General features: G+C 62.6%; 26 protein-coding genes. 16 read left to right on the top strand and 10 right to left on the bottom strand.

Going from position 1 to position 26,111, the window contains the following annotated elements; translation table 11 throughout:
* Both Q3C01_RS33560 and Q3C01_RS33565 read right to left on the bottom strand, forming a co-directional pair.
* On the bottom strand, window positions 1–715 hold a 715-nt coding region (locus Q3C01_RS33560; protein WP_458149553.1), incomplete at its 3' end, for a M81 family metallopeptidase.
* A 51-nt stretch (window positions 716–766) separates the two neighbouring features.
* Complete coding sequence (locus Q3C01_RS33565) at window positions 767–2,107, bottom strand: MFS transporter (protein WP_458149554.1); 1,341 nt, start codon at window positions 2,105–2,107, stop codon at window positions 767–769.
* A 102-nt stretch (window positions 2,108–2,209) separates the two neighbouring features.
* On the opposite strand from Q3C01_RS33565, the gene Q3C01_RS33570 reads away from it, so the two are divergent.
* The 4 genes from Q3C01_RS33570 to Q3C01_RS33585 all read left to right on the top strand — a co-directional run bounded on the left by Q3C01_RS33570 (window position 2,210) and on the right by Q3C01_RS33585 (window position 6,599).
* Complete coding sequence (locus tag Q3C01_RS33570; protein WP_458149555.1) at window positions 2,210–3,121, top strand: LysR family transcriptional regulator; 912 nt, start codon at window positions 2,210–2,212, stop codon at window positions 3,119–3,121.
* Window positions 3,122–3,159: 38 nt separating this feature from the next.
* Window positions 3,160–4,416: an FAD-dependent oxidoreductase gene (locus tag Q3C01_RS33575; RefSeq protein WP_458149556.1), complete on the top strand. Its 1,257-nt coding sequence runs from the start codon at window positions 3,160–3,162 to the stop codon at window positions 4,414–4,416.
* Window positions 4,417–4,599: 183 nt separating this feature from the next.
* Window positions 4,600–5,370 (top strand): outer membrane protein, encoded by a 771-nt coding sequence (locus tag Q3C01_RS33580; RefSeq protein WP_458149557.1) that lies wholly within the window; start codon window positions 4,600–4,602, stop codon window positions 5,368–5,370.
* A 398-nt stretch (window positions 5,371–5,768) separates the two neighbouring features.
* Window positions 5,769–6,599 (top strand): outer membrane protein, encoded by an 831-nt coding sequence (locus Q3C01_RS33585; RefSeq protein WP_458149558.1) that lies wholly within the window; start codon window positions 5,769–5,771, stop codon window positions 6,597–6,599.
* A gap of 72 nt (window positions 6,600–6,671) precedes the next feature.
* On the opposite strand, the gene Q3C01_RS33590 is transcribed toward Q3C01_RS33585, so the two are convergent.
* The 6 genes from Q3C01_RS33590 to parE form a co-directional block, all read right to left on the bottom strand.
* Window positions 6,672–7,442: an SDR family NAD(P)-dependent oxidoreductase gene (locus Q3C01_RS33590; RefSeq protein WP_458149559.1), complete on the bottom strand. Its 771-nt coding sequence runs from the start codon at window positions 7,440–7,442 to the stop codon at window positions 6,672–6,674.
* A gap of 30 nt (window positions 7,443–7,472) precedes the next feature.
* Window positions 7,473–7,658 (bottom strand): hypothetical protein, encoded by a 186-nt coding sequence (locus Q3C01_RS33595; protein ID WP_449380816.1) that lies wholly within the window; start codon window positions 7,656–7,658, stop codon window positions 7,473–7,475.
* A 333-nt stretch (window positions 7,659–7,991) separates the two neighbouring features.
* Window positions 7,992–8,828: an outer membrane protein gene (locus tag Q3C01_RS33600; RefSeq protein WP_458149560.1), complete on the bottom strand. Its 837-nt coding sequence runs from the start codon at window positions 8,826–8,828 to the stop codon at window positions 7,992–7,994.
* 486 nt (window positions 8,829–9,314) lie between these two features.
* Entirely contained in the window at window positions 9,315–10,091 is a 777-nt protein-coding gene (locus tag Q3C01_RS33605) for an outer membrane protein (RefSeq protein ID WP_458149561.1), read from the bottom strand.
* Between the two features lie 248 nt (window positions 10,092–10,339).
* Window positions 10,340–11,158, bottom strand: coding sequence for an outer membrane protein (locus tag Q3C01_RS33610; RefSeq protein WP_458149562.1), 819 nt, complete (start codon window positions 11,156–11,158; stop codon window positions 10,340–10,342).
* A 505-nt stretch (window positions 11,159–11,663) separates the two neighbouring features.
* Entirely contained in the window at window positions 11,664–13,709 is a 2,046-nt protein-coding gene (gene parE / locus Q3C01_RS33615) for a DNA topoisomerase IV subunit B (RefSeq protein WP_458149563.1), read from the bottom strand.
* Window positions 13,710–13,982: 273 nt separating this feature from the next.
* Between parE and Q3C01_RS33620 the strand changes: the two genes are divergently transcribed.
* The 3 genes from Q3C01_RS33620 (at window position 13,983) to argC (ending at window position 16,401) form a co-directional block, all read left to right on the top strand.
* The gene (locus Q3C01_RS33620; protein ID WP_458149564.1) at window positions 13,983–14,513 is read left to right on the top strand and encodes a DedA family protein; all 531 of its coding nucleotides are present in this window, start codon (window positions 13,983–13,985) and stop codon (window positions 14,511–14,513) included.
* Window positions 14,514–14,740: 227 nt separating this feature from the next.
* On the top strand, window positions 14,741–15,421 hold the full coding sequence (locus Q3C01_RS33625; protein WP_458149565.1) for an FMN-binding negative transcriptional regulator: 681 nt from the start codon (window positions 14,741–14,743) through the stop codon (window positions 15,419–15,421).
* Complete coding sequence (gene argC, locus Q3C01_RS33630) at window positions 15,418–16,401, top strand: N-acetyl-gamma-glutamyl-phosphate reductase (RefSeq protein WP_458149566.1); 984 nt, start codon at window positions 15,418–15,420, stop codon at window positions 16,399–16,401. The genes Q3C01_RS33625 and argC overlap by 4 nt, the downstream gene beginning before the upstream one ends.
* A 118-nt stretch (window positions 16,402–16,519) precedes the next feature.
* Here argC and Q3C01_RS33635 read toward each other — a convergent pair whose 3' ends face one another.
* Both Q3C01_RS33635 and Q3C01_RS33640 read right to left on the bottom strand, forming a co-directional pair.
* A complete protein-coding gene (locus Q3C01_RS33635; RefSeq protein ID WP_458149567.1) occupies window positions 16,520–16,918 on the bottom strand; it encodes an MAPEG family protein in 399 nt (132 codons plus the stop codon).
* A gap of 60 nt (window positions 16,919–16,978) precedes the next feature.
* Window positions 16,979–18,802, bottom strand: a complete 1,824-nt coding sequence (locus Q3C01_RS33640) for a PHA/PHB synthase family protein (protein WP_458149568.1) — start codon at window positions 18,800–18,802, stop codon at window positions 16,979–16,981.
* 252 nt (window positions 18,803–19,054) lie between these two features.
* Here Q3C01_RS33640 and Q3C01_RS33645 point away from each other — a divergent pair, with 252 nt between their 5' ends.
* The 9 genes from Q3C01_RS33645 (at window position 19,055) to Q3C01_RS33685 (ending at window position 26,025) form a co-directional block, all read left to right on the top strand.
* Complete coding sequence (locus tag Q3C01_RS33645) at window positions 19,055–19,339, top strand: hypothetical protein (protein ID WP_458149569.1); 285 nt, start codon at window positions 19,055–19,057, stop codon at window positions 19,337–19,339.
* 245 nt (window positions 19,340–19,584) lie between these two features.
* Window positions 19,585–20,805 (top strand): LL-diaminopimelate aminotransferase, encoded by a 1,221-nt coding sequence (locus tag Q3C01_RS33650; RefSeq protein ID WP_458149570.1) that lies wholly within the window; start codon window positions 19,585–19,587, stop codon window positions 20,803–20,805.
* Between the two features lie 27 nt (window positions 20,806–20,832).
* Window positions 20,833–22,149: a homoserine dehydrogenase gene (locus Q3C01_RS33655; protein WP_458149571.1), complete on the top strand. Its 1,317-nt coding sequence runs from the start codon at window positions 20,833–20,835 to the stop codon at window positions 22,147–22,149.
* Window positions 22,150–22,227: 78 nt separating this feature from the next.
* A complete protein-coding gene (glpX, locus tag Q3C01_RS33660; RefSeq protein WP_458149572.1) occupies window positions 22,228–23,229 on the top strand; it encodes a class II fructose-bisphosphatase in 1,002 nt (333 codons plus the stop codon).
* 142 nt (window positions 23,230–23,371) lie between these two features.
* On the top strand, window positions 23,372–24,091 hold the full coding sequence (locus Q3C01_RS33665) for a haloacid dehalogenase type II (protein WP_458149573.1): 720 nt from the start codon (window positions 23,372–23,374) through the stop codon (window positions 24,089–24,091).
* Between the two features lie 159 nt (window positions 24,092–24,250).
* A complete protein-coding gene (locus Q3C01_RS33670; RefSeq protein WP_458149574.1) occupies window positions 24,251–24,658 on the top strand; it encodes an ASCH domain-containing protein in 408 nt (135 codons plus the stop codon).
* Between the two features lie 13 nt (window positions 24,659–24,671).
* Window positions 24,672–24,983, top strand: coding sequence for a hypothetical protein (locus Q3C01_RS33675; protein ID WP_458149575.1), 312 nt, complete (start codon window positions 24,672–24,674; stop codon window positions 24,981–24,983).
* Between the two features lie 189 nt (window positions 24,984–25,172).
* A complete protein-coding gene (locus Q3C01_RS33680) occupies window positions 25,173–25,550 on the top strand; it encodes a response regulator (protein ID WP_458149576.1) in 378 nt (125 codons plus the stop codon).
* Between the two features lie 31 nt (window positions 25,551–25,581).
* Complete coding sequence (locus Q3C01_RS33685) at window positions 25,582–26,025, top strand: response regulator (RefSeq protein ID WP_458149577.1); 444 nt, start codon at window positions 25,582–25,584, stop codon at window positions 26,023–26,025.
* Window positions 26,026–26,111: the final 86 nt, after the last annotated feature.

A 26,111-nucleotide genomic window follows, 5' to 3' on the forward strand; every position in this document is an offset into this window, starting at 1 on the left:
AGCCGGCCATCAGCGAAATGTCGGTGTAGCGCCCGCTGTCACGTTCGATGCGCTGGCCTTCCTCGATGAGATCCGCCAAGGGGCGCAGCGCAGTCGCGCTGAAGATCGACGGGACGAGCACGCCAGGCTTGGCGATCGCCCATGTTGGCGAAATTTCTCCACGCAGTGTGCGGAGCATGCAGATGGCGGCACGGCGTCCCGTGTCGCCCGTATCCGTGTGCGGCGATTTTCGATAGGCGAACGCCGCGGTCGCGTTTTGCAGCGTGTTTGCATCTATATTGCCATGGTAGTCCAACGCGACGATCAAGGGCTTGTCTTGCCCCAGGGCGGCACGCACCGTGTCGATGATGAAGCGCTCGGGGTCCGGATACGAAGCCGTCCAGCACGCCCCGTGGAGGAAAAGCAGCACGCCGTCCAGGTCGGACAAGACGCGGACGCCCGAAGCCATCTCGTCCGCGTAGCGTCTGACGGCCTCATCGGTGGCCGGACCCACGGCGCCGAGGGCCGTGTGGACGAGCGGAGCCAACGCCACGCTCGCCTGTTCGCAGACCTCGATGAAGCCGCCCATCACGGTGTTTGTGCCTCGGAGCTCTTCGACGATGCGATCCCCGCGCAGGGCCACCTGCTCGAAATCGTCCCAGGTCGAGACGGCGGGCAGGAAACTCACGGACTCAATATGGAATCCGGCGATAGCGATCCGAAATGGCTTGTGCATTCCGTGCCTGGAGTCGGAAGGGATTGGAGGCTCGTGGACCATAACGCTTCCCTAGGCCGAGACGACGTGCCGGGCCATCAGGTGCCGCGGAATCGCAAAGATCAGCGCGGCCGCGGCGAACAGCGCGATCGCCAGCAGCGAGACGCCGGCCGTCATGCTGCCCGTCAGTTGGCTCAGGACGCCGAGGACGGCTGGACCGGCGAAGCCCGCGCTGGCCGCGCCGATATTGACCAGTCCGGCCCCACTGGCCGCAGCCGTTCCTGCAAGCACGCGTGAAGGCAGGCTCCAGAACATGGCCAGCGTGCACTGGATGCCGGAGATGCCTATTGTCAGGCACAAGAGGGAGAGCGCCGGCGCGTCTCGCATTGTCACACTCGCCACCAAGGCGGCGCCGCCAACGATCAGGGGCGCTGCGGTATGCCAGAGCCTCTCTCCGGTCTTCACTGAGTGGATCGAATTGAGCTGCATGGCACAGGCGGCGATCAGGTAGGGCAGTGCGGTCACGACGCCGATCTGGAAGTTCGTCAGCCCGCCGATCGACTTGATCATGCTCGGCATCCAGAAAACGAGGCCGTAATTGCCGACGTTATAGAGAAACGACGTCGCGAACAAAATCCACAGCGTCGGCTCACGCAACGCTGGCCACAAGCTCGTTTGCTTGTCCTTGGATTCCTGAGCGAGTTCTCGCTGCACCAGGGCCTTCTCGTCGTGCGACAACCATACGGCATCGTCCGGCCGCTCGACGATCGCCCTGATCGAGACGAGCCCGAGCAGGATCGCCGGGAGTCCTTCGAGCAGGAACATCCATTGCCAGCCTTTCAGGCCGTAGCCGCCGTGGGTGACGTCCATGATCCATCCGGACAACGGACCGCCGAGGATCACGCCGAGGGGCAGGGCGAGGAAGAGCAAGGACATCACCTTGCTGAGCCTGAATGAGGGAAACCAGACACTGAAGAAGGCGATCACGGCGGGGAAGAAGGCTGCCTCCGTGATTCCGAGCAGGAACCGAAGCACGTAGAAGCTGGCTTCGTCCCGCGTCAGCAAGGTGGCCATGGAGACGAACCCCCATGAGATCATCGACGCTGCGATGCACTTCCTCGGGCCATAGAGCTGAACCAGGTAGCCGGCTGGCACCTGGAGCAGGAGATAGCCGATAAAGAACAGGCCTGCACCGAGGCCATAGGCGGCCTCGCTCAGACGCAAATCGTTGACCATGCCGAGCTTGGCGAAGCCGACGTTCACCCGATCCAGGTAGCCAAAGAAGTAGCAGACGAGGATGAGCGGCATGATGCGAAGCACGATCTTCCGGTAGGTCGCATCCGCCTCGGCCACGTAGGCTGATGGAGTGGTGGCGATCAGCACGGGCGACGCTAGTTGCTGCTGGGTGGGCATCGATGCTACCTGTTCCCTTCGGTCTGGCTAAACCCCAGGATCGTAGAAACCGCCGACTGCGAGGTCCAATGCGGGTTCGCTTGCGACTGATGAGACTTCCGCATGAAAGTCGAGAACGCTGAACTCGAAGCCTTCGTGATCGCGGCAGAGCTGCTGAATTTCCAACGTGCAGCCGAGAAGCTTCATCTGACCCAGCCCGGCCTGTCGCGCCGGATCCAGAAGCTGGAGCAGACGCTGGGTGTCGAACTGTTCAGCCGCACCACCAGGTCGGTGGTCCTCACCGGAGCCGGACGCCACTTCCTTCCGATGGCTCGCCAGCAGATCAACAACCTGAACGGGATGCTCGATTCGATCCGCGAGGTCGCCGAAAGGCGCTTCGGCAAGATTCGGGTGGCCAGCATTCCGACTGTGGTCTGCCAGGCCTTTCCGCCCATGCTGAGGACGTTCACCGAACGGCATCCGAACGTCGGCGTTCAGGTCTTCGACGGTAACCAGGACTTTGTCGTTCGCCAGGTCTTGTCCGGGTTGGCCGAATTCGGGGTCGGCGTGGACCCGGGGCCCGACCCCGATCTGACATTCGCACCGTTGCTGGCGGACCGCTTCGTCCTGGCAGTGCATAAGGACGACGCGCTGGTCGCTCGCCAGGAGATAGCTCTAGAAGAGCTACAGGCGATGCCAAAGGTTCGGCTCATGATTGGCGGACGCGACAGCGGCAACAGGCTCCTGCTGGAGGTCTTGCTCGGAAATGCTGCCCTGAAGCTGCGGTGGTTTTACGAAGTCGAACACGTCTCATGCATCCTTGAACTCCTGGAAGCGGGCATCGGCTGCGCCATCTTGCCGGCAATGGCCCTGCCGGCCCATCCCGGCTCCAATATCCGGGCAGTTCCCATCTCTGTCCCCGAGATCAAGCGGATCGTCGGCATCATTCGCCACCGGTCCTCGAGCATCTCGCCGCTGGCCAATGAGTTCCTAGATCTTGTGATGCGGCATCTTGGTGCCGAGCCCGCGCTATAAACATTGTTGCGGATCGAACCAACGACGAGGACCGGATCATGAACGCTAAATCGCCAGAACCGCCAGCCGCATCTCGTTCCCTGAAAGCTCGCTGCTGCATCGTCGGCGGCGGACCCGCGGGCATGATGCTCGGCTACCTCCTGGGGCGTGCCGGCATCGACGTCGTGGTGCTGGAGAAGCACGCGGATTTCTTCCGCGATTTTCGCGGCGACACCGTGCATCCCTCGACGCTCCAGGTGATGGACGAGCTCGGCCTGATCGACGGCTTCTTGAAGCTGCCGCATCAGCGCCTGCAGACGCTCGACGGCATGTTCGGCGGCACGCCGGTGCGCATCGCCGATCTCCGCCGGCTCGACACCAAATACCCGTTCATCGCGTTCATGCCGCAATGGGACTTTCTGAACTTCTTGCGCGAGAGCGGTCAGCGCTTTCCCTCGCTCAAGGTGATGATGAGCACGGAGGCAACCGATCTGATCCGGCGCGGCGAGGCGATCGCCGGCGTGCGCGCGACGACGCCGGAGGGCCCGATCGACATCGAGGCAGATCTGACCATCGCCTGCGACGGTCGGCATTCGACGGTGCGCCAGCGCGCTGGCCTCGCGGTCGAGGAGATCGGCGCGCCGATGGACGTGTTGTGGTTTCGTGCCGGGCGGCAGCCGAACGAAACCGAGAACGTGTTCGCGCGCGTCGAACCCGGCAAGATGATGATCACCTTCGATCGCGGCGAGTACTGGCAATGCGCCTATGTCATCGCCAAGGGGCAGTATGACGCGGTGAAGGCGAGGGGGCTGCAAGCGCTGCTGGACGACGTCGTCCGCATGGCGCCGATCCTTTCAACCGGAATCTCCGACGTAAAGAGCTGGGACGACGTCAAGCTTCTCACCGTCGCGATCAACCGCCTGAGCCGCTGGACGCGACCGGGCCTGCTCTGCATCGGCGATGCCGCGCATGCGATGTCGCCGGTCGGCGGCGTCGGCGTCAATCTCGCGGTCCAGGATGCGGTTGCGACCGCCAACCTCCTCGCCGACAAGATCCGGAACGGCTGCCCATCCGAAGCCGAACTCGACACCGTGCAGCAGCGCCGTTCGTTTCCCGTGAAGATGACGCAGGCGATGCAGGTCGTCGTACAGAACAACATCATCAGCGGTGCGCTCAAGCCCGGCAATCAACCCGTGAAGGTTCCGCTGATCGTGCGTCTCGTTACGGCGTGGCCGTGGCTCCAGAAAATGCCTGCGCGCTTAGTTGCGCTCGGCGTACGGCCCGAGCATGTGCATTCGCCGGTCGCGCGGGCATGATGTCGTGAACGGTCTGGTAGGGATAACGGCGCATTAAGTGCGCCCATCCGCGTTGCGCATGTGCAACAACGCAATCGGATTCGAAGCGCGCGAAAGCCAATCCTGCCGCTTAACGTCGTTGATTCCAATTTTAGTAAGAACTGTCTGTGAGCGTGCGCCCCATCCAAGGACAAGGGGTTGTACATGCGTTCCAAGTTGATTGCCGCCTTCACCTGCACCAGCGCGCTCGTCGCAGCCGGTAGCGTTTCCGCTGCCGATCTCGCCGCGCGGCCCTACATGAAGGCGCCGGCCTATATCGAGCCGCTGTTCAACTGGACGGGTTTCTATGTCGGCGGCCACATCGGCGGCGCCTGGACCAACGAGCAGTTCACCAACAACGGCACCGGCGCGCCTTTCGGCGATCTGATTCCGGGCGAGGGCTATCGTCAGCGCGGCTCGGGCATCATGGGCGGCGCCCAGATCGGCTATAACTGGCAGGCCAGCAACTGGGTCTTCGGCGCCGAAGGCACGATCTCCGGGCTCGACAACAAGGGCACCGTCGTGAACACCGCATTCGGTGCGGCCGACGACGTCTTCACCTGGCGCGCGAATGTTCTCGCGACGGTCGTCGGCCGCGCCGGCTACGCCGTGCAGAACAACCTCTTCTACATCAAGGGTGGCTACGCCGGCGTGAACAATCGTCTCTCGGTCACCGACACGGTCGGAGTTGCCACGGGTTCGGGCGGCCAGACCCATTGGGCCAATGGCTGGACGGTCGGCGCTGGTTGGGAATACGGCATCACGCGCAACTGGATCGTCGGCCTCGAATACAACTACGCGGCCTTCGTCAGCCAGACCTATCAGCTTGGCGGCATCTCGGGCAATTACACCTTCGACGCCAAGCCGCGTGACCTTCAGTGGGCGGTGGTGCGCGCGAGCTACAAGTTCGACTCGCCGGTCATCGCGCGCTACTGAGACTCAGTCCCTGCAACGAAGCGAAGAGCCCCGGCATCGGCCTGGGCTTTTTTGCTTTTGGCGCAACAGTTAGGGGCGAACTGTTGACCGATCGGAGCTCAACCGGAGGCTGCACCGGTATCGACGCAAGTGAAGCGGACGGCCGGTACCCGCCCTGTCCTGAAAGCTTCAGAGCTCGGCCCTGGTCGGGCTCTTTTGTGGTGCAGCAATATCTTTCCGATCAAACGTCAATCTTACTGACCTACGCGTGGTCAAAAATGTCACTTTTACCCGAATACCGCGCAGAAGCGGCGATGGAACAGTAATTTCGGATCGCTGACTCCGTGTGACGATTGGTAAATAAATCTCACCAAATTGCTTCGATTTATTTCCAGCTATTTCTTTCGGGGGGATTCGGAATGAAAAGGTCTTTGGCTTTCGCGAGCATGTTGGTGCTCGTGCTTGGGGCGAGCGGCAGCGCATCGGCAGCCGATATGGCGGTCAAGGCAGTTCCGCCGCCCGTACCGACGTGCGGTTGGTGCGGTTTTTACATCGGTGGAAACGCCGGCGGAATCTGGACCGACGATCGCGCTTTCTTTGGTGGAGACGCGGTTGCCACGCTGGCTGCCATCGCGCGCGGGCAGCTCCCCGGAGTGCTTTCAACGTCGCAGTCCGGCTTCATCGGTGGTGTGCAGGTTGGCTACAATCAGCAGTCGGGCAATTTTGTTTGGGGTATCGAGGCGGACTGGCAAGGGACCTCTCTCAACCGGACCGTGAGCTTCGCGACGGATCTTTCTCCGGCTTTCTTTCCGACGACCACGACCGCGCAGGAAAAACTGGATTTCTTGGGAACAGTTCGTGGGCGGGTCGGCTTTACAGTGTCGCCGACTGTCTTACTGTACGCAACGGGTGGCTTGGCTTACGGGGATCCGAGCTTGACGACCACCGTCACAACATTTCCTGTCGGCGGTGGCGCGGCCTGTGCGGGATTTTGCGGCGGAGCGACGACGAGCGCTTGGCGAGCCGGATGGACGGCTGGCGTGGGCGGCGAGTGGAAGTTTCTCGGACCCTGGTCGGCGAAGCTGGAATATCTTTACTATGATCTCGGGCGGCTATCTCAACAATATGGCGATAGCGCCGGGCGCTTCCCAACGACGTTCGTGACGGTGAGCGAAAGGTTCACCGGCAACATTGTCCGAGTCGGTATTAACTACGCATTCAGCGCTACGCCGGTCGTCGCCAAGTACTGAGCGCCCGACCGAAATAACAAAGTCGACAAAAAGCGCCAGCCTTGGCTGGGGTTGAGCGCACCGCCTTGCCTCTCACCCCATCACCGAGAAACCGCCATCGACGGGAATCGCGGTGCCTGTGACGAAGTCGGAAGCAGGTGATGCCAGGAACACCGCGATGCCGGCGAAGTCGTCGATGTGGCCCCAGCGGCCCGCGGGCGTGCGCGCGAGCACGCGATCGTGGAGTCCGGTGACCTGCTGTCGCGCGCCGCGCGTGAGGTCGGTGTCGATCCAGCCCGGCAGGATCGCGTTGACCTGGATGTTGTCCGCCGCCCAGGCGTTGGCGCAGGCGCGCGTGAACTGCACGATGCCGCCCTTGCTCGCCGCATAGGCCGGCGCGAAGCTCGCGCCGAAGATCGACATCATCGAGCCGATATTGATCACCTTGCCTCGGCCCGATGCCTTCAGCGCGGGATAGGCCGCCTTCGAGCACACGAAGGCGCTGGTGAGGTTGGTATCGATCACCTTGCTCCATTCCTCGAGCTCGAGCTCGTGCGGCGGCTTGCGGATGCTCATGCCGGCATTGTTGATGAGGATGTCGATGCGGCCGAGTTCTTTTGCGACACGTGCGACCATTGCCTCGACCGCGGCCTTGTCGGTGACATCGGTTGCAACCGCGATCGCCTTGATGCCGCGCTGGCGGAGATCCTCGATCGCCGCTGTCGACTTCGCCTCGTTGCGGCCGACGACGGCGATGTCGGCGCCGGCATCGGCAAGCCCGCGGGCCATGCCGAGCCCGATGCCGCCATTGCCGCCCGTGACGATCGCGACCTTGCCGCGTAGATCAAACCGGCTGGATGTCATGCTGTGATGTCCTTTTCTTGTTTGGTTTTTTTACTGGCTGCTTTCCCAGATCAGGACCAGCCCGAAGCCGGCCATGGCCGCGCCATAGCCGGCCCATTGCAGCTGGTTGACCATGAAGCTCGATCGCGGCCAGGGAAACGTGCCCGTACCCTGTCCGATCCAGATCAGGCCGAGGGCGGTCGCAAACAGGCCTGCGGTCAGCAGAAATCTGCGCATGCTTCCTCCCAATGGTTCTGGTCTGTTGCGGCTTCGACCGGCGCGATGTCTCATGCCGGTCCGCAGCGCGCGGAAACCTGCGAAGACTAGCCGTTGCCCCGGTTCGGATACAATGGCCGAGCAGGCTGGGAGGTCCATCGCGGAGGGCGGCATCGGTCGGATGCAGTGGCCTATCGTGGTGCGCGCGGGCAGGCGATGACCAACGCCGACCGGGCTGTCATCGAGGCCTGGCTGCGGCAGGCCCATCAGTCGTCGAAGGGCAGCGCGCAGCGGCTCCTCAACGAAAAAGCCCCGGACGATGCCGGGGCTTTGACGTCTCAGATCGAGATCGGATCAGTACTTGGCGACGGCCGGGCCAGCCCAGTTGAAGCGGTAGACCAGCTCGGTCGTGGCCTTCTGTTCGTAGACGCGGCTCGTCTGGGTAAAGACCGGTCCGAGGCCGCAACCCGTTGCAACTGTACAGACCGCATTGTTGGTCTTGTTGCCAAAGGACGAGAAACGAACTTCGTTCTTCCAGAACAGGCCCGGAAGCTGGCTCACAGCGTATTCCGTGCCGCCACCGAGGAAATATCCACCCCGGGTCTGGCTTCCCAACGAAATTCCCGTCCCCGCCGGCGTGAGCGAGGAGGTCGTATCAGCATAGTTCGTCGTAGCGAAATGCGCCTGGGTGTAGCCACCGTTGAAGTACGTCAAAAGACCCGGAAGCGCGACGTAACCTATGCGAGCGCCAACAGCCCATGACCAATCGTTCTTGAACGAGCCGGTAAGGTTCGAAGCATCAAGAAGAGCAATCGGTAGAGAGCTGGTGTTGACGTTGTATTGGCCGCTGATGTTCGACCAATCCGTATCCGCAAACGCGCCGATCACCCAGTTCCCCATCGGGCCAGCGAATTGATAGTCGTACCCAAGGCCGACTTTCCCAAGCCACCCCTTGAGGCCTGCGTCTTGACCCGTGCTGATGAGAGCAAAGGGCGCGGCAGTATCGTTTTCCGAGTGCTGATATTGGGCCAAGCCATAACCAAAACCGCCGGAGATCCATAGGCCGGTCCAGTTGGCGACCGGAGACACGGCAACCGGAGCCTTGGTGTAGGGCCTTGCGCCGAGGTCGGCGGCCGAAGCTGAGCCGGTCATTGCGGCCACGGCCGCGAGTGCAATCAGGTATTTCTTCATTCCAATCTCCAAGCCCTTCACGAGCGGCGTCTCGTCCCAAAGGTGCGGCCGGCGTGTTCGGCGCAGGATTAGAAGTAATTTCCGTGCGTCTTACCGTCTTGTTCTCAGGCGAAATTCGATTGGTCTGGAGCGAACTGATGGGGTCATTGCGCGACATGTGTTACCGATAGAGCACTGTTCAGTACCGCTAACGCCAATAACATCAGGCTTTTAACGACACTACGGCGCGCAAAACCGCACGTCTCGCCGTACCCAAAGTACGATGCGTCAGGTTGAATCGATTGGGTTACGAGCTCGCTCAACATCTCCCACAAGCAAGCGGGAGAGGGAGCGCTCCGAGTTCACGGACACGACTTAATTTCACTATGCCCCAGGCATTGGCGACTCGCGATCGATGCGCGCCGGCTCTTGGTCGGTGGAGAAGTGCCCCACAACGAAAAAGCCCCGGACGATGCCGGGGCTTTAACGTCTCAGATTGAGATCAGATCAGTACTTCGCGACGACCGGGCCACCCCAGTTGAAGCGGTAGACCAGCTCGCTGCGCACGCTGTGCTCGCGGAGCTTCTGCGTCTGGCTGAAACCAAGCGAAGCGCCAGTAGTATCGACGAGATCGACATTGGCGCGATCGAATTCCGAATAGCGGTATTCGGTCTTCCAGAACAGGCCGGGCAGGAAGCTCGTCAGAGCGTATTCGTCACCCGTGCCGATGAACCAGCCACTCTTGGTGAAGCCGGGCGTCGTGCCAATGGCGGAGACAGCGCCGAACGGGGTGTAGCTCGTGCCTTTCCAGTGGGCCTGCGTGTAGCCGCCGGAGACATAAGTCAGCAATTGCGGAAGAACGAGGTAGCCAACGCGAGCGCCCACCGCCCACTGCTGATCCTGCTTCTGCTGGCCGGTGAGGGCGTTGGTAAGAAAATTGTGGTCGCCGTGCACGTCCATGAAGTCATAGTCAGCGAAGGCGCCGACCACCCAGTTCGTGCCGGCGAACTGATAGTCACAGCCGCCCTGAACCGTGCCGAACCAGCCTCGCGCACCGCCGGTGACGTTATTGGTAGCCGCAGCTCCCGTGCCAGTGATGTACTCATTGTAATCGTTGTTGGTCATCGCGCCGCCGCCGCCGGCACCGAGGTAGCAGCCGGTCCAGTTGACAGCGGGAGCCACAGCCACCGGAGCCTTGGTGTAGGGCCGCGCGGCCAAATCAGCAGCCGAGGCTGCGCCCGTCATCGCCGCGACCGCCGTGAAGGCCATCACAAACTTCTTCATTTCGAATTCCACCCCTAGCTGCCCGACGCGAGCGCACCGGAAACGATTCAACTGATATGCTGCTTATAGCCGGTTCCATCCAAAATGCTGTTGCCGGGCAGGCACAGTTGCGACAGATATCCTGTCTCATCACGACGAGCCACGGACTGGAGCGTCGCCATGAGGGCGCCAGGGGCGGAGCGATCGCCCCAAAAACGAAAAAGCCCCGGGCGATGCCGGGGCTTTTGAAGTCGATATCGAATTTCAGATCAGTACCTAGGAATGACCTGGCCGCCCCAGTTGAAGCGATAGACCAGCGAGGTCATGACGGTCTGAGTAATGAGCCTGTCACTGCTGAAGAAATTGGTGGACGCGCCAGTCGCGAGAACATTTTCGAAGCGATCGGTCCGGTTATACTCGGAGACGCGATACTCGGTCTTCCAGGTGAGGTTCGGAATCCAACCGCTCTGATACTCGACACCGCCACCAAGGAACCAACCCTGGAGCGTGCGGCCCGGAATCGCGGTACCAAGGAAGGTGTTGTTGATTGGGGTGAAGAAGTTACCAGTGCCAGTCAGATGGGCTTCAGTGTAGCCGCCGGAGAAGTAGGTGAGGGTGTTCGGATTCACGAGCCAGCCGATGCGGCCGCCTACAGCCCACTGACCGTCCACCTTCTCCTGCGCGGAAAAGAAGGGGTTAACGATACTGGGGCGATCACCCCTCATCTCGGACCAATAGTAATCAGCCAAGAAGCCGATCACGAACTGACCCGTGCCGAAGAACCCGCCTCCCCCGCCGAGCCCGAACTGATAGTCGCAGCCGCCGCCACCACCGGCCAGCCAGCCCTTCCCGGACACGTTCACGTTCGCGCCAGCAACAAGGTCCGTACCGGTGACGGGGTCCCTGAAGCGGTTATTCGTTTCGTTGTCGTAGAGGCCGTAACCAACACTGCCGGCGATGTAGCAGCCGGTCCAGTTGGCAACTGGTGCAGGAGGCGGAGGCGGAGGAGCCTTGACGGCCATATCAGCAGCAAATGCCTGTCCCGTGAGCGCCGCTGTCGCGGTCAGAGTCAGCAAAAACTTCTTCATTGTAAAAATCCCCAAGGCTTGGCGGCGCGAACCACAAAATCCATCCGATGCCGCAACTATAGTCGTTTCCAGCCGAAAAGCTGTTGCTGCGCAGACACAATGTCCGAAAAACGATCAGTACTTCTACTGAATAACGGAGCAGATTGTGGCGTGTAGCTTGCTGAATTCTTCTTTTATAATAATGCGTTAACAAGAATTCCGGATTGCACGCGACTAGGCATATCGCGCCGTGCTCGTGGCGTCGGAGATCATGCTCTGGGCGTCGGAGGGTCCTCACTTGCGAACTCGGCCTTGTCCGAAATGAACGCGAAGCGGGCCTCGCCTTGGTGCCCATTAGACCGAATCGGTGGCGGTGTTGCGGTCGTCCGCAAGAGGACCTGCGGGGGCGCAACTCGAGGAATAGTCCTGACCAAGCCTACGCTTCCCCGGGGTGGGTGCATAACGCGAAAAGCCCCGGACAACGCCGGGGCTCTTCTCCTAGATTCAAACTCGAGCTAGCAGCTGGCTAGACGTCCAGCAGGTCCTCGCTGGCGAATTCGGCCTTGTCCGAGATGAAGGCAAACCGTGCCTCGGCCTTGGTGCCCATGAGTCGCTCAACCGAATCGGCTGTGGTGTCGCGATCGTCGGCAAGCAGGACCACCTTGAGCAGCGTCCGCTTGGCCGGATCCATGGTGGTTTCCTTGAGCTGCGCGGGCATCATCTCGCCGAGGCCTTTGAAGCGGTTCACCTCGACCTTGGCGTTGGCGTTGAACTCGCTCTTGAGCAGCACTTCCTTGTGGGCGTCGTCGCGGGCATAGACCGATTTGGAGCCGTGCGTCAGCTTGTAGAGCGGCGGCACCGCCAGGAAGAGGTGGCCCTCGTCGATCAGTCGCGGCATCTGCCGGTAGAAGAAGGTGATCAGCAGCGAGGCGATATGGGCGCCGTCGACGTCGGCGTCGGTCATGATGATGATGCGCTGATAGCGGAGGTCCTCTTCGCGATATTGCGCGAGCGTACCTGAGCCAATCGCCTGCACGAGATCGGCAAGCTGGGCGTTTGCCGTCAGCTTGTCCTTGCCGGCAGAGGCGACGTTGAGGATCTTGCCACGCAGCGGCAGCACGGCCTGGGTCTTGCGATCGCGCGCCTGCTTGGCGCTGCCGCCGGCCGAATCGCCTTCGACGATGAAGAGCTCGGAGCCTTCCGTTCCCGCGTCGGTGCAGTCGGCGAGCTTGCCGGGCAGGCGAAGTTTCTTGCCGGCGGTTTTGCGCGCGGTTTCCTTTTCCTGGCGGCGGCGCAGTCGCTCCTCGGCGCGATCGATCACGAAGTCGAGCAGCCTGTTGGCCTGGTTCGGATTGCCGGAGAGCCAGTGGTCGAACGGATCCTTCATCGCCTGCTCGACGATGCGCTGCGCTTCGGCGGTGGCGAGACGATCCTTGGTCTGGCCCTGGAATTCCGGCTCGCGCACGAACACCGAGAGCATCACGGCCGCGCCCACCATCACGTCTTCCGAGGTGACGGAGGCCGCGCGCTTGCCCTGGCCGACGCGCTCGGCGTGATCCTTCAGGCCGCGCAGCAGCGCGCTGCGCAAGCCGGATTCGTGCGTGCCGCCATCGGGCGTCGGCACGGTGTTGGTGTAGGAGGACAGGAAGCCGTCGGCGTCCGCGGTCCACGCCACAGCCCATTCGCAGGCACCGTGCGCGCCGTTGCGCCCCGACTTGCCGGAGAAGATGTCGGGATGCACCAACGTGTCAGCGTGGATCGCGGCGGCGAGATAATCCTTCAACCCGCCGGGGAAGTGGAACGTCGCTTCCGCCGGCACGTCCTCGACGCCCTTCAAGAGCTCGGGCGCGCAATTCCAGCGAATCTCGACGCCGCCGAACAGATAGGCCTTCGAGCGCGTCATCTTGAACAGGCGCTGCGGCTTGAACACGGCCTTGGCACCGAAGATGTCGGTGTCGGGCTTGAAACGCACGCGCGTGCCGCGCCGGTTGTTGACCTTGCCGAGATCCTCGAGCTTGCCCTTCGGATTGCCACGCTCGAACGTCATGCGATACAGCTTTTGGCTGCGCGCGACCTCGACCTCGAGGCGCGAGGAGAGGGCGTTGACGACGGAGATGCCGACGCCGTGCAGACCGCCCGAGGTCTCGTAGACCTTGGAGTCGAACTTGCCGCCCGAATGCAGCGTGCACATGATGACTTCGAGCGCCGACTTCTTCGGAAACTTCGGATGCGGGTCGATCGGGATGCCGCGGCCGTTGTCGGTGACAGTGAGAAAACCGTCCGCGCTCAGGTCGACCTCGATGAAGGTCGCGTGGCCGGCAAGCGCCTCGTCCATCGAGTTGTCGATGACCTCGGCGAAGAGGTGATGCAGCGCCTTCTCGTCGGTGCCGCCGATATACATGCCGGGACGGCGCCGGACCGGTTCCAGACCTTCCAGCACCTCGATGTCGGCTGCCGTGTAGTCGGCTTCGCCGCCGCTCGCACGCGATGCCGCTTTGGCGGGTGCGCGGGGCTTTGGCTCGTCGCCGCCGAACAGGTCGTCTTTTGCTTTGGTTTTCAATTGCTTGGACATATATCTTGATGCGTTTTGAGGGCCGCTGAGGCGGCGAATCGGTTTGGCCGACTATGCCACGGCTGGCCTGAAAAAGTGACCGTCGGACTGGTCGCAGGTGTCGTTGCGAGCCAATCCCGGCGATTTTACGCCGCCACGGCCCTTTGTTCCCGGCAATTTGACATCGGGGCCTGTGCTGAGCCGGTCTTTGTGACTTGATGTCATGCAACGCGTTGGCTTACCAGTCCTTTTCACGATCCAGGACGCGCGGTGGGGCGGGGAAGGCATTTTGGAATGGAGCAATATGCGCACGCACTGGCCGACTTCGTGCGTGTTCACCAGGTCTGGGCAGCACCGATCGTGTTCCTTCTGGCATTCGGTGAATCGCTCGCCTTTATCTCGCTTCTGATCCCGGCATGGGGCGCGCTGGTTGCGATCGGCGCCCTGATCGGGGTGAGCGGCATCAGCTTCTATCCGGTCTGGATTGCGGGTGCGATCGGCGCAGCCCTCGGCGACTGGGTCTCCTACTGGTTCGGCTTCCGCTACAAGGAGCAGGTCGCGCAGATGTGGCCGTTGTCGCGCTATCCGGAAATCCTGCCGCGCGGTGAAGCGTTCGTGCGGAGCTGGGGCGTGCCGAGCATCTTCATCGGCCGCTTCTTCGGCCCCTTGCGCGCCTCCGTGCCGCTCGCCGCCGGCATTTTCGAAATGCCGTATTGGAGCTTTCAGGCCGCCAATTTCGTCTCGGCGTTGGTCTGGGCGGCGGCGCTGCTGTTGTTCGGTGATGTGATGGCCAAGATCATGGAGTGGATCTGGCGGCTGGTGTGACAGTGTCAAACCTTGACGCCGGAACCACATGGCCTTATAGCCGCGCGCCATGATCAACGCCGCGACCATTCTGTTCGCACGTCGCCGCCGCCGCACCTTAGCGGTTTGGGCGGTCGATCGCGTTTGAGATCATCGTCTTTGCCGCTGGACCCGATCCGCGGCATCCTCTCTCCTGTCAGCGTGATCTGATCCGGCGGCCCCACAAGGAGCCCCAGCAGGAGACCAAGATGTACACACCGCCCTTTTTCAAGCAGGACCGCGCCGCGAGCCTCAAGCTTGCGGACGCGCGCGGCTTCGGCACCTTCTGCGCGTGGGACGGCACCAGGCCGATCGCGTCACAACTGCCCTTCTATGTGAGCTACGCCGCCGACGGCACGCCGCTCGCCGCCTTTCATGTTGCCCGTCACAATCCGCTGGTAAAGCTTGCGGACGGGTCCATGTCGTGGCTGCTCGCGGTCAATGGTCCGGATGCCTATGTATCGCCGGACTGGTACGTCTCGCCGGACCAGGTGCCGACCTGGCTCTACCAGTCGGTGCATCTGACCGGGCCGGTGCGGGTCTTGTCGGACGCGGAGCTCAGCGTTCAGATCGACACGCTCAGCGCCAAGTTCGAGGATTGGCTGCTGCCGAAGAAGCCCTGGACCTCCGTGAAGATGACGGCGGGACGGTTCGAGACGATGAAGAAGGCGATCGTAGGCCTGGTGATGACGGTTGAAGAGGTCGAAGGCAGCTTCAAGCTCAACCAGCACAAATCCGAGGCCGACTTTGCCGCGATTGCAAATGCGCTCGGCGATGGCGATGCCGACGCGAAAGCGATTTCACAGTTGATGCGGCAGACCCGGCCGCAGGCCTTCACTGATCAAGCCTTTGCAGATGACACGAACAAGCTCGAAAGGAGCGCCACATGAGCCTCGCTGAGACCAAACAAGCCCCTGACGTCGCCGCTGCAAACAAAAAGCCGGTCGTCTTCGTCGACGGCGGCTCCGGCACGACCGGCCTCGGCATCAACGAGCGGCTCAAGCTGCAGGGCGACGTCGCGGTGAAGACGATCGCCGACGACAAGCGCAAGGATCCGGCGGCCAAGAAGGCGCTGATGGAGGAGGTCGATCTCGTCATCCTCTGCCTGCCCGATGACGCCGCCAAGGAGACGGTCGCACTGGTCGACAGCATGGGCGCCGCGGCGCCGAAGGTGCTGGACGCCTCGACCGCGTACCGCGTCGCGCCCGACTGGGCCTACGGCTTTCCCGAGCTCACGCCCGATCAGGCCGGCAAGATCAAAGCGGCGAAAAAGGTCTCCAATCCCGGCTGCTATCCGACCGGCGCGATTGCATTGCTGCGGCCCATTGTCGATGCTGGCCTCGTACCGCAGGACTATCCCGTCACCGTCAATGCGGTGAGCGGCTATTCCGGCGGCGGCAAGTCGATGATCGCGAGCTTCGAGGACGGCAGCGCGTCATCCTTCGAGCTCTACGGCCTCGGCTTCGAGCACAAGCATCTGCCGGAGATGCAGCTCTATTCGAACCTGACGCGGCGGCCGATCTTCATCCCATCGGTCAGCAACTACCGGCAGGGCATGCTGGTCTCGGTGCCGCTCCAGCTCGACACGCTGCCGGGCAAGCCCAGTGGCGCCGATCTGCAAGCTGCACTTGCCAAGCGTTACGCCGGCTCGAAATACGTCTCTGCGATGCCGCTTCAGAACGAGGCGGCGAAGAGCGGCAAGCTCGAGCCGGAGGCGCTCAACGAGACCAACATGCTCGAGCTCTACGTCTTCGCCAGCGACAAGTACCACCAGGCAGTGCTGGTCGCCCGGCTCGACAATCTCGGCAAGGGCGCCTCGGGTGCCGCCGTCCAGAACATGCGGCTGATGCTGGGCCTGCCGGAGGAGTAAGCACAGCGCTTCCCAACTCGTCATGGCCGGGCTTGTCCCGGCCATCCACGCGCCGCTGTGATTGAGGATGGACGTGGATGCCCGGGACAAGCCCGGGCATGACGGCGGTTAGCGTGGCTTAGAGCACCTGGAAGATCGCCAGCGCCAGCACGGCCTGCGCGAGGAAGCCGACGGTGAAGGCGAGGGTGCGGAACACCGGCAATCCCAGCGAATAGACGATCAGATGCGCGACGCGGGCCCAGAAATAGACGGCGCAGGCCAGCACGGTCCATTTGCTCGAATAGTCCATCGCATTGAGGATCAGCACCAGCGGCGCGAAGATCACGAGGTTCTCGACCGCATTGTCATGCGCGAACATCAGCCGGTTCGCCCATTCGGCGTGGGGCTTGTCCCCGCGCGAGGGATTGGCCATCGTGCCCGAGAGGCCGCGGACCTGGCAGCGGTTGATGATGTAGGGGATCCAGAGGATGCCGGTCAGGATCACCGTCAAGGTCAGCCAGAACAATTCGCGCGTCATAATCCGATCCCCGCTTTATTCACTGAAGACGGAGCTTATACAAAAGCGCGAGAGATTCCGCTATGCGCGAACGCGGACGTAACTGCCGGGTGCGTCCTCGATCGGCGGCACCGCCGCGCTGCCGACGGCGCGCGCCGGGACCTCCTCGGGGTCGAGCCCGCCCAGCCATTCGCGCCAGTCCGGCCACCACGAGCCCTTGTGCTCCTCTGCGCCCTTCATCCACTGCGCGACGTTGACGTCCTTGATGTTGTCGTTGGTCCAGTACTGGTACTTGTTCGAAGCAGGCGGGTTAACGACGCCGGCGATGTGGCCCGAGCCCGACAGCACATATTTCACCGGACCGCCGAAGAACTGCGAGCCGTAGAGCACGGATTCGGCCGGCGCGATGTGGTCCTCGCGGGTGGCGAGGTTGTAGACGGGCACCTTGACCTTGGAGAGGTCGAGCAGCGTGTTGTCGAGCACCATGCTGCCGGTCGACAGCCGGTTCTCCAGGTAACAATTGCGCAAGTAATAGGAATGATTCGCCGCCGTCATGCGGGTTGCGTCCGAGTTCCAGTGCAAGAGGTCGAACGCGCTCGGCTGCTGGCCCTTCAGATAGTTGCTGACGACATAGGACCAGATCAGGTCGTTGGAACGCAGCATGTTGAAGGCCATCGCCATCTTGGAGCCTTCGAGCACGCCGGCGGTCTTCATGTCGTGCTCGAGCGCCGCGATCTGGTCCTCGTCGACGAAAACGAGCAGATCGCCGGCATGGGTGAAGTCGACCTGCGCAGCGAAGAACGTCGCCGAAGCGACGCGCTGGCGGCGCTTCTCGGCAAGCCAGGCCAGCGTGGTCGCGAGCATCGTGCCGCCGACGCAATAGCCGGCGGTGTGCACCTTCATCTCGCCGGTCGCCCGCTCGATCACGTCCATCGCCGTGAGCGGGCCTTCCTTCATGTAATCTTCCCAGCTCTTGTCGCCGAGCCGCTTGTCCGGATTGACCCAGGAGATCACGAACACCGTGATGCCCTGATCGACGCACCATTTGACGTAGGATTTTTCGGGCTTGAGATCGAGAATGTAGAATTTGTTGATCCAGGGCGGCACGATCAGGAGCGGCGTGCGCAGCACCTTCTCGGTGGTCGGCTCATACTGGATGAGCTGCATCATCTCGTTCTGGTAGATCACCTTGCCGGGCGTCGTCGCCATGTTGACGCCGAGCTCGAGATTGTCCGGATTGGACTGGCGGATCTTCAGCATGCCCTTGCCGGCTGCGATGTCCTCGGCCAGCATCTGCAGGCCCTTCGCCAGATTGTCGCCGGAGCTTGCGACCGTCTGGCGCAGCACCTCCGGATTGGTCAGCACGAAATTCGACGGCGATAGCGCGTTGGTTACCTGCTGCATGTAAAACTCCGCCTTGCGGCGGGTGTGAGGATCGAGCCCTTGCGCGTCGTTCACCAGCTCATGCGCGTGCTTGGTGGTGAGCAGATAGAGCTGCATCACGAAATCGAAGAACTGGTTCGATTTCCATTCCGGGTCGGCGAAGCGCTTGTCGCGCGGCGCGGGCGCGATCGCGGGCAGCGTGTCCTCGCCGGCCATGCGGCGGGCCGCCGAGCCCCAGAGGTCGAGATAGTCCTTGGCGAGCCGCGTCTGGAGCTCCGAGGAGCGAGTATTGTCCGACAGCCAGTATTCGGCGACCGCGGTGAAGGTCTTGACCATCTCGGTCAGTTCGGGCGGTGGCCGGTCCTGGACCTCACCAGTTTCGCGCGGCTTCAGGTAGGCGGCGAGCGCTTTGCCTCCGCTTTCCATGGCCCGCGCGACGTTCATCGCGAAGGCCTCCGCATCGAACGTCTTGTCGGAGGTGTTCGTCCCGGATTTGGGCGTGTCGGTCGTGACGGTACTCATGACGAGAACAGTAACGATTCATTGCGCGTTCGTCACCGCGAAGCTCGCACCATCTGGGGTTAATCACGCCGCGAACATGTGCTGCACTGCGACATAGTTCTTGGTTCTGTCACAATCAGGGTTCATCACGGCGCCAGGGGCCTTGGATGTGGTCGGCTCAATACCATTGAGGGCAGCAATGGTTTGAGCTGAGGCAGGCTGTTGGGGTAAGCTCCATCGGCCGTGCTGTTGGGACGAGTAGGGGATTCCCAAGTGTTGGCGTTGTGGGACCGACAAACGAGACGGCTTGCGCCGTGTGCGCTGCTCATCATTGCATTCACGCTCGGCGGCTGCTCAAGCCAGATCGCTGATTTGACACCGGCTGACACGCAGCCGCATCCGAAAGAAGCGGGCGGCTATCTGCCCGTGCATGATCTGCCGCCGGCGCGCGACGAGGCGGTGATCCCGCCGGATCAGCGCGCCAAGATCGAAGCCGAACTGGCCGCGGCGCGCGACCGGCAGGTGACGGCGGCGGCCAAGGATGCGAACGGGAAGTAATTCCGAGCCGGCTAAACCTGAGCTGGGTAACCTCGCGCCAACGTAATCGCTGGCGCGCCCGTCTCTCCGTGCTAAAAGACCTCATTCAGCCGAAAGTCAGGGTGAGGGAGTTCAGTCCCTGCCTTAGGGATCTTGCTCTAAGCATTTGATTTGGAGCGATTTTCAGGCGGGGTCCGGCATCCTCTCGATTGTCGTGTCGAGGCCGCCCGATTCTGCCCTGGCCGGTTGCTCGGAGCCTGGAACCCATGGAAGAATTTTACCGTATCCGCCGTCTGCCGCCTTACGTGTTCGAGCAGGTCAACCGGGCCAAGGCGGCCGCGCGGAACGCCGGCGCCGACATCATCGACCTCGGCATGGGCAATCCTGACCTGCCGGCCCCGCCGCACGTGCTGGAGAAGCTCAAGGAGACACTCGGCAAGCCGCGCACCGACCGCTACTCGGCCTCGCGCGGCATCCCCGGCCTGCGCAAGGCGCAGGCGGGCTATTACGCCCGTCGCTTCGGTGTGAAACTCAATCCAGACACGCAAGTCGTCGCGACGCTCGGCTCGAAGGAGGGCTTCGCCAACGTAGCGCAGGCGATCACCGCGCCGGGCGACGTCATCCTCTGTCCCAATCCGAGCTATCCGATTCACGCCTTCGGCTTTTTGATGGCGGGCGGCGTCATCCGCTCGGTGCCGTCGGAGCCGACGCCGCAGTTCTTCGAAGCGGTCGAGCGGGCGATCGTGCATTCGATCCCGAAGCCACTCGCGCTCGTCGTCTGCTATCCCTCGAACCCGACGGCCTACGTCGCGAGCCTCGACTTCTACAAGGACCTCGTCGCCTTCGCGAAGAAGCATGAGATCCTGATCCTGTCCGATCTCGCTTATGCCGAGGTCTATTTCGACGAGAGCAATCCGCCGCCCTCTGTGCTCGAGGTACCCGGCGCGATGGATGTCACCGTCGAGTTCACCTCGATGTCGAAGACCTATTCGATGGCCGGCTGGCGCATGGGCTTTGCGGTCGGCAATGAGCGCGTCATCGCAGCTCTCGCCCGCGTGAAGTCCTATCTCGATTATGGTGCGTTCACGCCGGTCCAGGTCGCCGCGACCGCGGCGCTGAACGGCCCGGACGATTGCATCAAGGAGATGCGCGACACCTATCGCAAGCGCCGCGACGCGCTGGTGGAGTCGTTCGGCCGCGCCGGCTGGGAGATCCCGCCGCCGGACGCGTCGATGTTCGCATGGGCGCCGCTGCCGGAAGCCTTCCGCAGCGTCGGCAGCATGGAGTTCGCGACCCTGATGGTCGAGAAGTCCGGCGTGGTGGTGTCGCCAGGCGTCGGCTTCGGCGAGCATGGTGAAGGATATGTCCGCATCGCCATGGTGGAAAACGAGCAACGGATCAGGCAGGCCGCGCGCGGCGTGCGCCGCTTCCTTGAAAGCGGCATCGAAACGTTGCACAACGTCGTTCCGCTCGCCAATCGGCGTTAGTTCCTTCCGGCAGGTTTTCGAAGCATTATGGTCGCACCCCTGAATGTGGGTATCGCGGGGCTCGGCACTGTGGGCGCCGAAGTTGTCCGCTTGATTGAAACCCAGGCCCGCGTGCTCGCGGGCCGCAGCGGCCGCGGCATTCGCGTCGTCGCCGTTACTGCACGCTCAAAGGCGAAGAAGCGCGATCTCGATCTGCGCGACGTCGAATGGGTCAAGGACCCGATCGCCCTCGCCACCCATTCCGGCATCGACTGCTTCGTCGAACTGATGGGCGGCTCGGGCGATCCGGCCCGTGCTGCGGTCGAGGCCGCGCTGAACGCCGGCAAGTCCGTCGTCACCGCCAACAAGGCGCTGCTCGCCAAGCACGGCATCAAGCTGGCGAAAGCCGCCGAAAAGCACGGCGGTGCGCTGAATTTCGAGGCAGCCGTCGGCGCCGCGATCCCCGTCATCAAAACGTTACGTGAAGGTCTTGCCGGAACCGGCATCAACCGCGTCTACGGGATCCTCAACGGCACCTGCAATTACATCCTGACACGGATGGAGCAGGAAGGCCTGTCGTTCGCCGAATGTCTGAAGGATGCACAGCGGCTCGGCTATGCCGAGGCCAATCCGTCCTTCGACGTCGACGGCCACGACACCGCGCAGAAGCTCGCTATCCTGGCGAGCCTCGCCTTCGGCACGAAAGTTGCTCAAAGCGCGGTGTATGTCGAAGGCATCTCCTCGATCGCTCCCGAAGATCTTCGCGCGGCCGCCGATCTCGGTTACCGCGTCAAGCTGCTCGGCGTTGCCGTGCGCACTGCCAAGGGCATCGAGCAGCGCGTGCATCCGACCATGGTTCCAAAGTCGTCCTCGATCGCACAGGTGATGGGCGTCACCAATGCGGTCACGATCGATGGCGAAGGCATTCCGCCGATCACGCTGGTCGGCCCCGGCGCGGGCGGGGCTGCGACGGCCTCTGCGGTCGTGGCCGATATCGCCGATGTGGCACGCGGGATCCGCGCCAACCCGTTCGGCCGCCCGGTCGCGCAACTGCAGGATACCAGCAAGGCGCCGATGGAGCGGCACGAGGGCGGCTACTACATCCGCCTCTTGGCGCGCGATTTTCCGGGCACTGCGGCCGCGATCGCCACGAGGCTCGCCGAGCAGAAGATTTCGATCGAATCCATCGTGCAGCGTCACCCCAATGGCGGCCCTGCGCAGACCGGAGGCAAGGCCGTCCCCGTGCCCGTCATCCTGATCACCTATGCGACCCACGAGGACGCCGTCCGCCGCGCGCTTGCCGCCGTTCAGCACGACAAGGTGATTAGCGGACGTCCGCAGGTGATCCGGATCGAGAAGAACTGACACGGTTCGAACCGAACCGTGATGTTGCGAATTGACGCGGCGGATATCCGCTGAGAACCGTTCTGAAGGAGTGAGCCAATGTCGACCCATATTGAAGTCCCCCCGCACGCCTTGCTCGAGCGCATTCTCACGCTGGAGATCGTGCGGGTGACGGAGCGGGCGGCGGTATCGTCGGCGCGGTTGCGCGGGCACGGCAACGAAAAGCAGGCCGACCAGGCCGCGGTCGACGCCATGCGGCGCGAGCTCAACAAGCTGCCGATCGAGGGCACCATCGTGATCGGCGAGGGCGAGCGTGACGAGGCGCCGATGCTCTATATCGGCGAGCAAGTCGGGATGAAGGCCGGCCCCCAGGTCGATATCGCGGTCGACCCGCTCGAGGGCACCACGCTGTGTGCCAAGAACATGCCGGGTTCGATTGCCACCATGGCGATGGCCGATGGCGGCACGCTCTTGCACGCGCCCGACGTCTACATGCAGAAGCTCGCGATCGGGCCCGGCTACGACAAGGGCGTGGTCGAACTCGATGCCTCGCCGGCCGATAACGTCCGTCGTCTCGCCAAGGCCAAGGGCGTCAAGCCGGAAGGCATCACCGTCCTCGTGCTCGATCGTCCGCGCCATGCCGACATCATCCAGGGCGTGCGCTCGACGGGCGCTGCCGTGCGCCTCATCACCGACGGCGACGTTGCCGGCGTGATCCACTGCGCCGATCCCGACAACACCGGCGTCGACATGTATCTCGGCACCGGCGGCGCGCCGGAAGGCGTGCTGGCCGCCGTGGCGCTGCGCTGCATCGGCGGGCAGATGCAGTGCCGCCTGATCCTCGACTCCGACGAGAAGCGCGAGCGCGCCGCCAAGATGGGCGTCAACGATCCCAAGATGATCTACGGCATCGAGGACATGGCGCGCGGCGATTGCCTGTTCGCCGCTACCGGCGTTACCACCGGTTCGCTGCTTTCGGGCGTCAAATTCCGCAAGGACGGTGTGATCGAGACCGAGACCGTCGTGATGCGCTCGGTCACCGGCACCGTGCGCTACATCAAGGCCGAGCACCGGCAGCTGGAGAAGTTCTACCTGGGCTGACGCGAGGCGTCATTCCGGGGCGACGGGACCGCGCATAGCGCGGCCCGGAGAACCCGGAATCTTGCGCCACAACTTCTGGATTCCGGGTTCGCGACTTCGTCGCGCCCCGGAATGACAACAAGAACAATCAGAGGAAGCGCACATGTCCGATCTCTCCGCCGTCAAAGCGCTCGTCTTCGACGTATTCGGCACCGTCGTCGATTGGCGCACAAGCCTGATTACCGACTTCATGTGGTGGGGCAAGGGCCGCGGCATCACCGCCGACTGGACCGCGCTGGTCGACGGCTGGCGCGGCCTGTATGTCGGCGCGATGGACGAGGTGCGCAAGCACCCCGAGCGCGGCTACGTCATCCTCGACGATTTGCATCGCCGCTCGCTGGAGAAGCTGGTCGCTCAGTTAGCGATCCAGGGGCTCACGGAAGCCGATCTCGATTACCTCACCAAGGGTTGGCATCGTCTGCATCCCTGGCCCGACAGCGTCGCCGGCCTCACGCGGCTGAAGACCAAATTCGTGATCTCGCCGCTCTCCAACGGCAACGTCGCGCTGCTCACCAACATGGCGAAGTTCGCGGGCCTGCCTTGGGACCTCGTCATGTCGGCCGAGCTGTTCGAGCACTACAAGCCCGATCCCGAGACCTATCTCGGCGCCGCGCGGCTCCTCGGCTTGAAGCCTGGGGAGGTGATGATGGTCGCCGCCCACAATTACGACCTGAAGGCCGCACAGAGCCACGGCTTGAAGACCGCTTTCGTCGCGCGCCCGACCGAATATGGCCCGCATCAGAAGATCGATTTCGAAGCCACCGGCAATTGGGACATCGTCGCGAAGGATTTTGGCGGGATCGCCGATCGGCTGGGGTGTTAATGCACGATCCGGAAAAGTGTGAAGCGGTTTTCCGGAAAGATCATGCGCAAACAACAACCTAAAGCGCGATGACGATTCATCCTCATCTCATCGCGCTTTAGGGCAGGGCGCTTACAGACTCTGGTGGCGCCTTTACCGTGAGCGATAAGCCAGTAGACCATGAGCAAGGCGATCCCAGAACGGTATCGGCACCTCCGGAGGTTCGCCTTCGGCGATAGTCTCGCGCTCGCCGATGAATTGCTCGACCTGGTCATCAAGGGCATCAAGACAGCAACCTGCAGCACGGAAGACGAGCCGAACACCTCGACGCCCGGTGAGCGCTGGATCGTGCTCGACGGACGTGGTGAGCCGCGCTGTGTCATCGAGACCACCGAGGTCACGTATCGGCGTTTCCATGAAGTCGACGCCGCCTTTGCCTACGATGAAGGGGAAGGCGATCGAAGTCTGGCCTATTGGGGTGGTGCCCATCGCAGCTATTTCGGCCGGCTCGGACGGTTCAGCGAGGACATGATGCTGATGTGCGAGCGCTTTCGCCTGGTCGAGGTCTTCGACGATTCCGAACATTAGCTGGCGGTTGCCTGTGACCGAACGCGTCCGCTCAGGGGCCGATTTCGGAGCCGCCGGCAACTTGGACTTCGTCACCGCCGGTTTGGTTGGCCTCACCGACAGGGTGCCGTCACGCCAGCGGAGGAACGTCGGAAGTCGGCTCTGGTTGCCGATCATGTCAGCCGTGACAAACCTTCTTGCTCGAAGGCAACTGCTGCTCAGGCAGCTCGAGAGTGGTTTGTCGGAAGTTTCACGCCAGGATGTCGAGCGTCAGCTTGAGCAAATCGATACGGCGCTGGAGTTGCTGGAGTGGTTGGCCAAAAGCAGAGATCACAACAAATCATGACATCGACGGAGGCCGCCATGCGGTTGATCCACGGCGTGGCAGACGCTGCCCTTAACCCAGTTAAAAGCGACTCGACCATTCTATGGTTATTGCACGAGGGAGTTGCCGATGCGCCTCGGAACCTTCGTCGTCGGATCGATTTAGCTCATGCGAACCCAGTGAGGCAGGTGAGACGTGAACGCAGGCGGGATGCTGGAACCAGCCGCAGACAACTCTATGAATCGCCCGGTGCTTGTGGTGGACGACGATGTCCTGGTCCGCTCAATGATCGCGGATGTCCTGCGGGGCGCGGAGTTGGCCGTCATCGAGTGCGGCGATGCGGACGAGGCCCTGGAAGTCCTGCGATCGGGGATAGTCGTGGCGCTTTTGCTGAGCGACGTCCGGATGCCGGGTTCGATGGACGGCGTTGGTTTGGCGAAAGCCGTTAGAACCACGCATCCTCATCTCAAGATCGTCCTTACGTCTTCGGAACGACCTCCGGAAGATGCTCTCTGCGATGAATTCTTCGCCAAGCCATGGGATGTCGGCCGTGTGATCACAGGGGTCAAGTCGCTGCTGAACGGCTAGGAACACTCCAGCGCGGCGCCGGTTAGCCCGAATGGACGTACGACCGGATACAAAGGCGCGGACCATCCTGCTCGCCGAAGACGACGTGCTGATGCGCATGCCACTCGCCGAGTTCCTGCGTGGATGTGGCTATCGCGTACTGGAAGCCAAATCGGCGGATGAAGCGATTTTGCTCCTCGAGGATGATACGTTCACTCCCGAAGTCGTTGTGAGCAATGTAGAGCTGGCCGGTGATGGCTTCGGTATCGCGAAGTGGATACGAAACAACGCGCCCGACCTTACGCTGATCCTGACCGGTACGCCCAAACGCGCAGCCGATGTGGCAGGGTCGCTCTGCGAGAATGGGCCGCTGCCTCCGCCCTACGATTCGCAGATATTGCATCGCCGACTGTTGCGCTTGATTGCAAGCCGGAAGTCTACCGGAGGGCTAGGAAAGCGCAACGCGCTTCAAGCGGGGATGAAGGCACGAGGCTGAATTTCTGCGCCAATGACGCGCGATGATCGCCTGCTTTCGCCGAGCTGCCCGACGTCGGACGGCTTCTTCCGACTCCAGGGCCGCCA

The sequence above is a fragment of the Bradyrhizobium sp. UFLA05-109 genome (assembly GCF_054185165.1).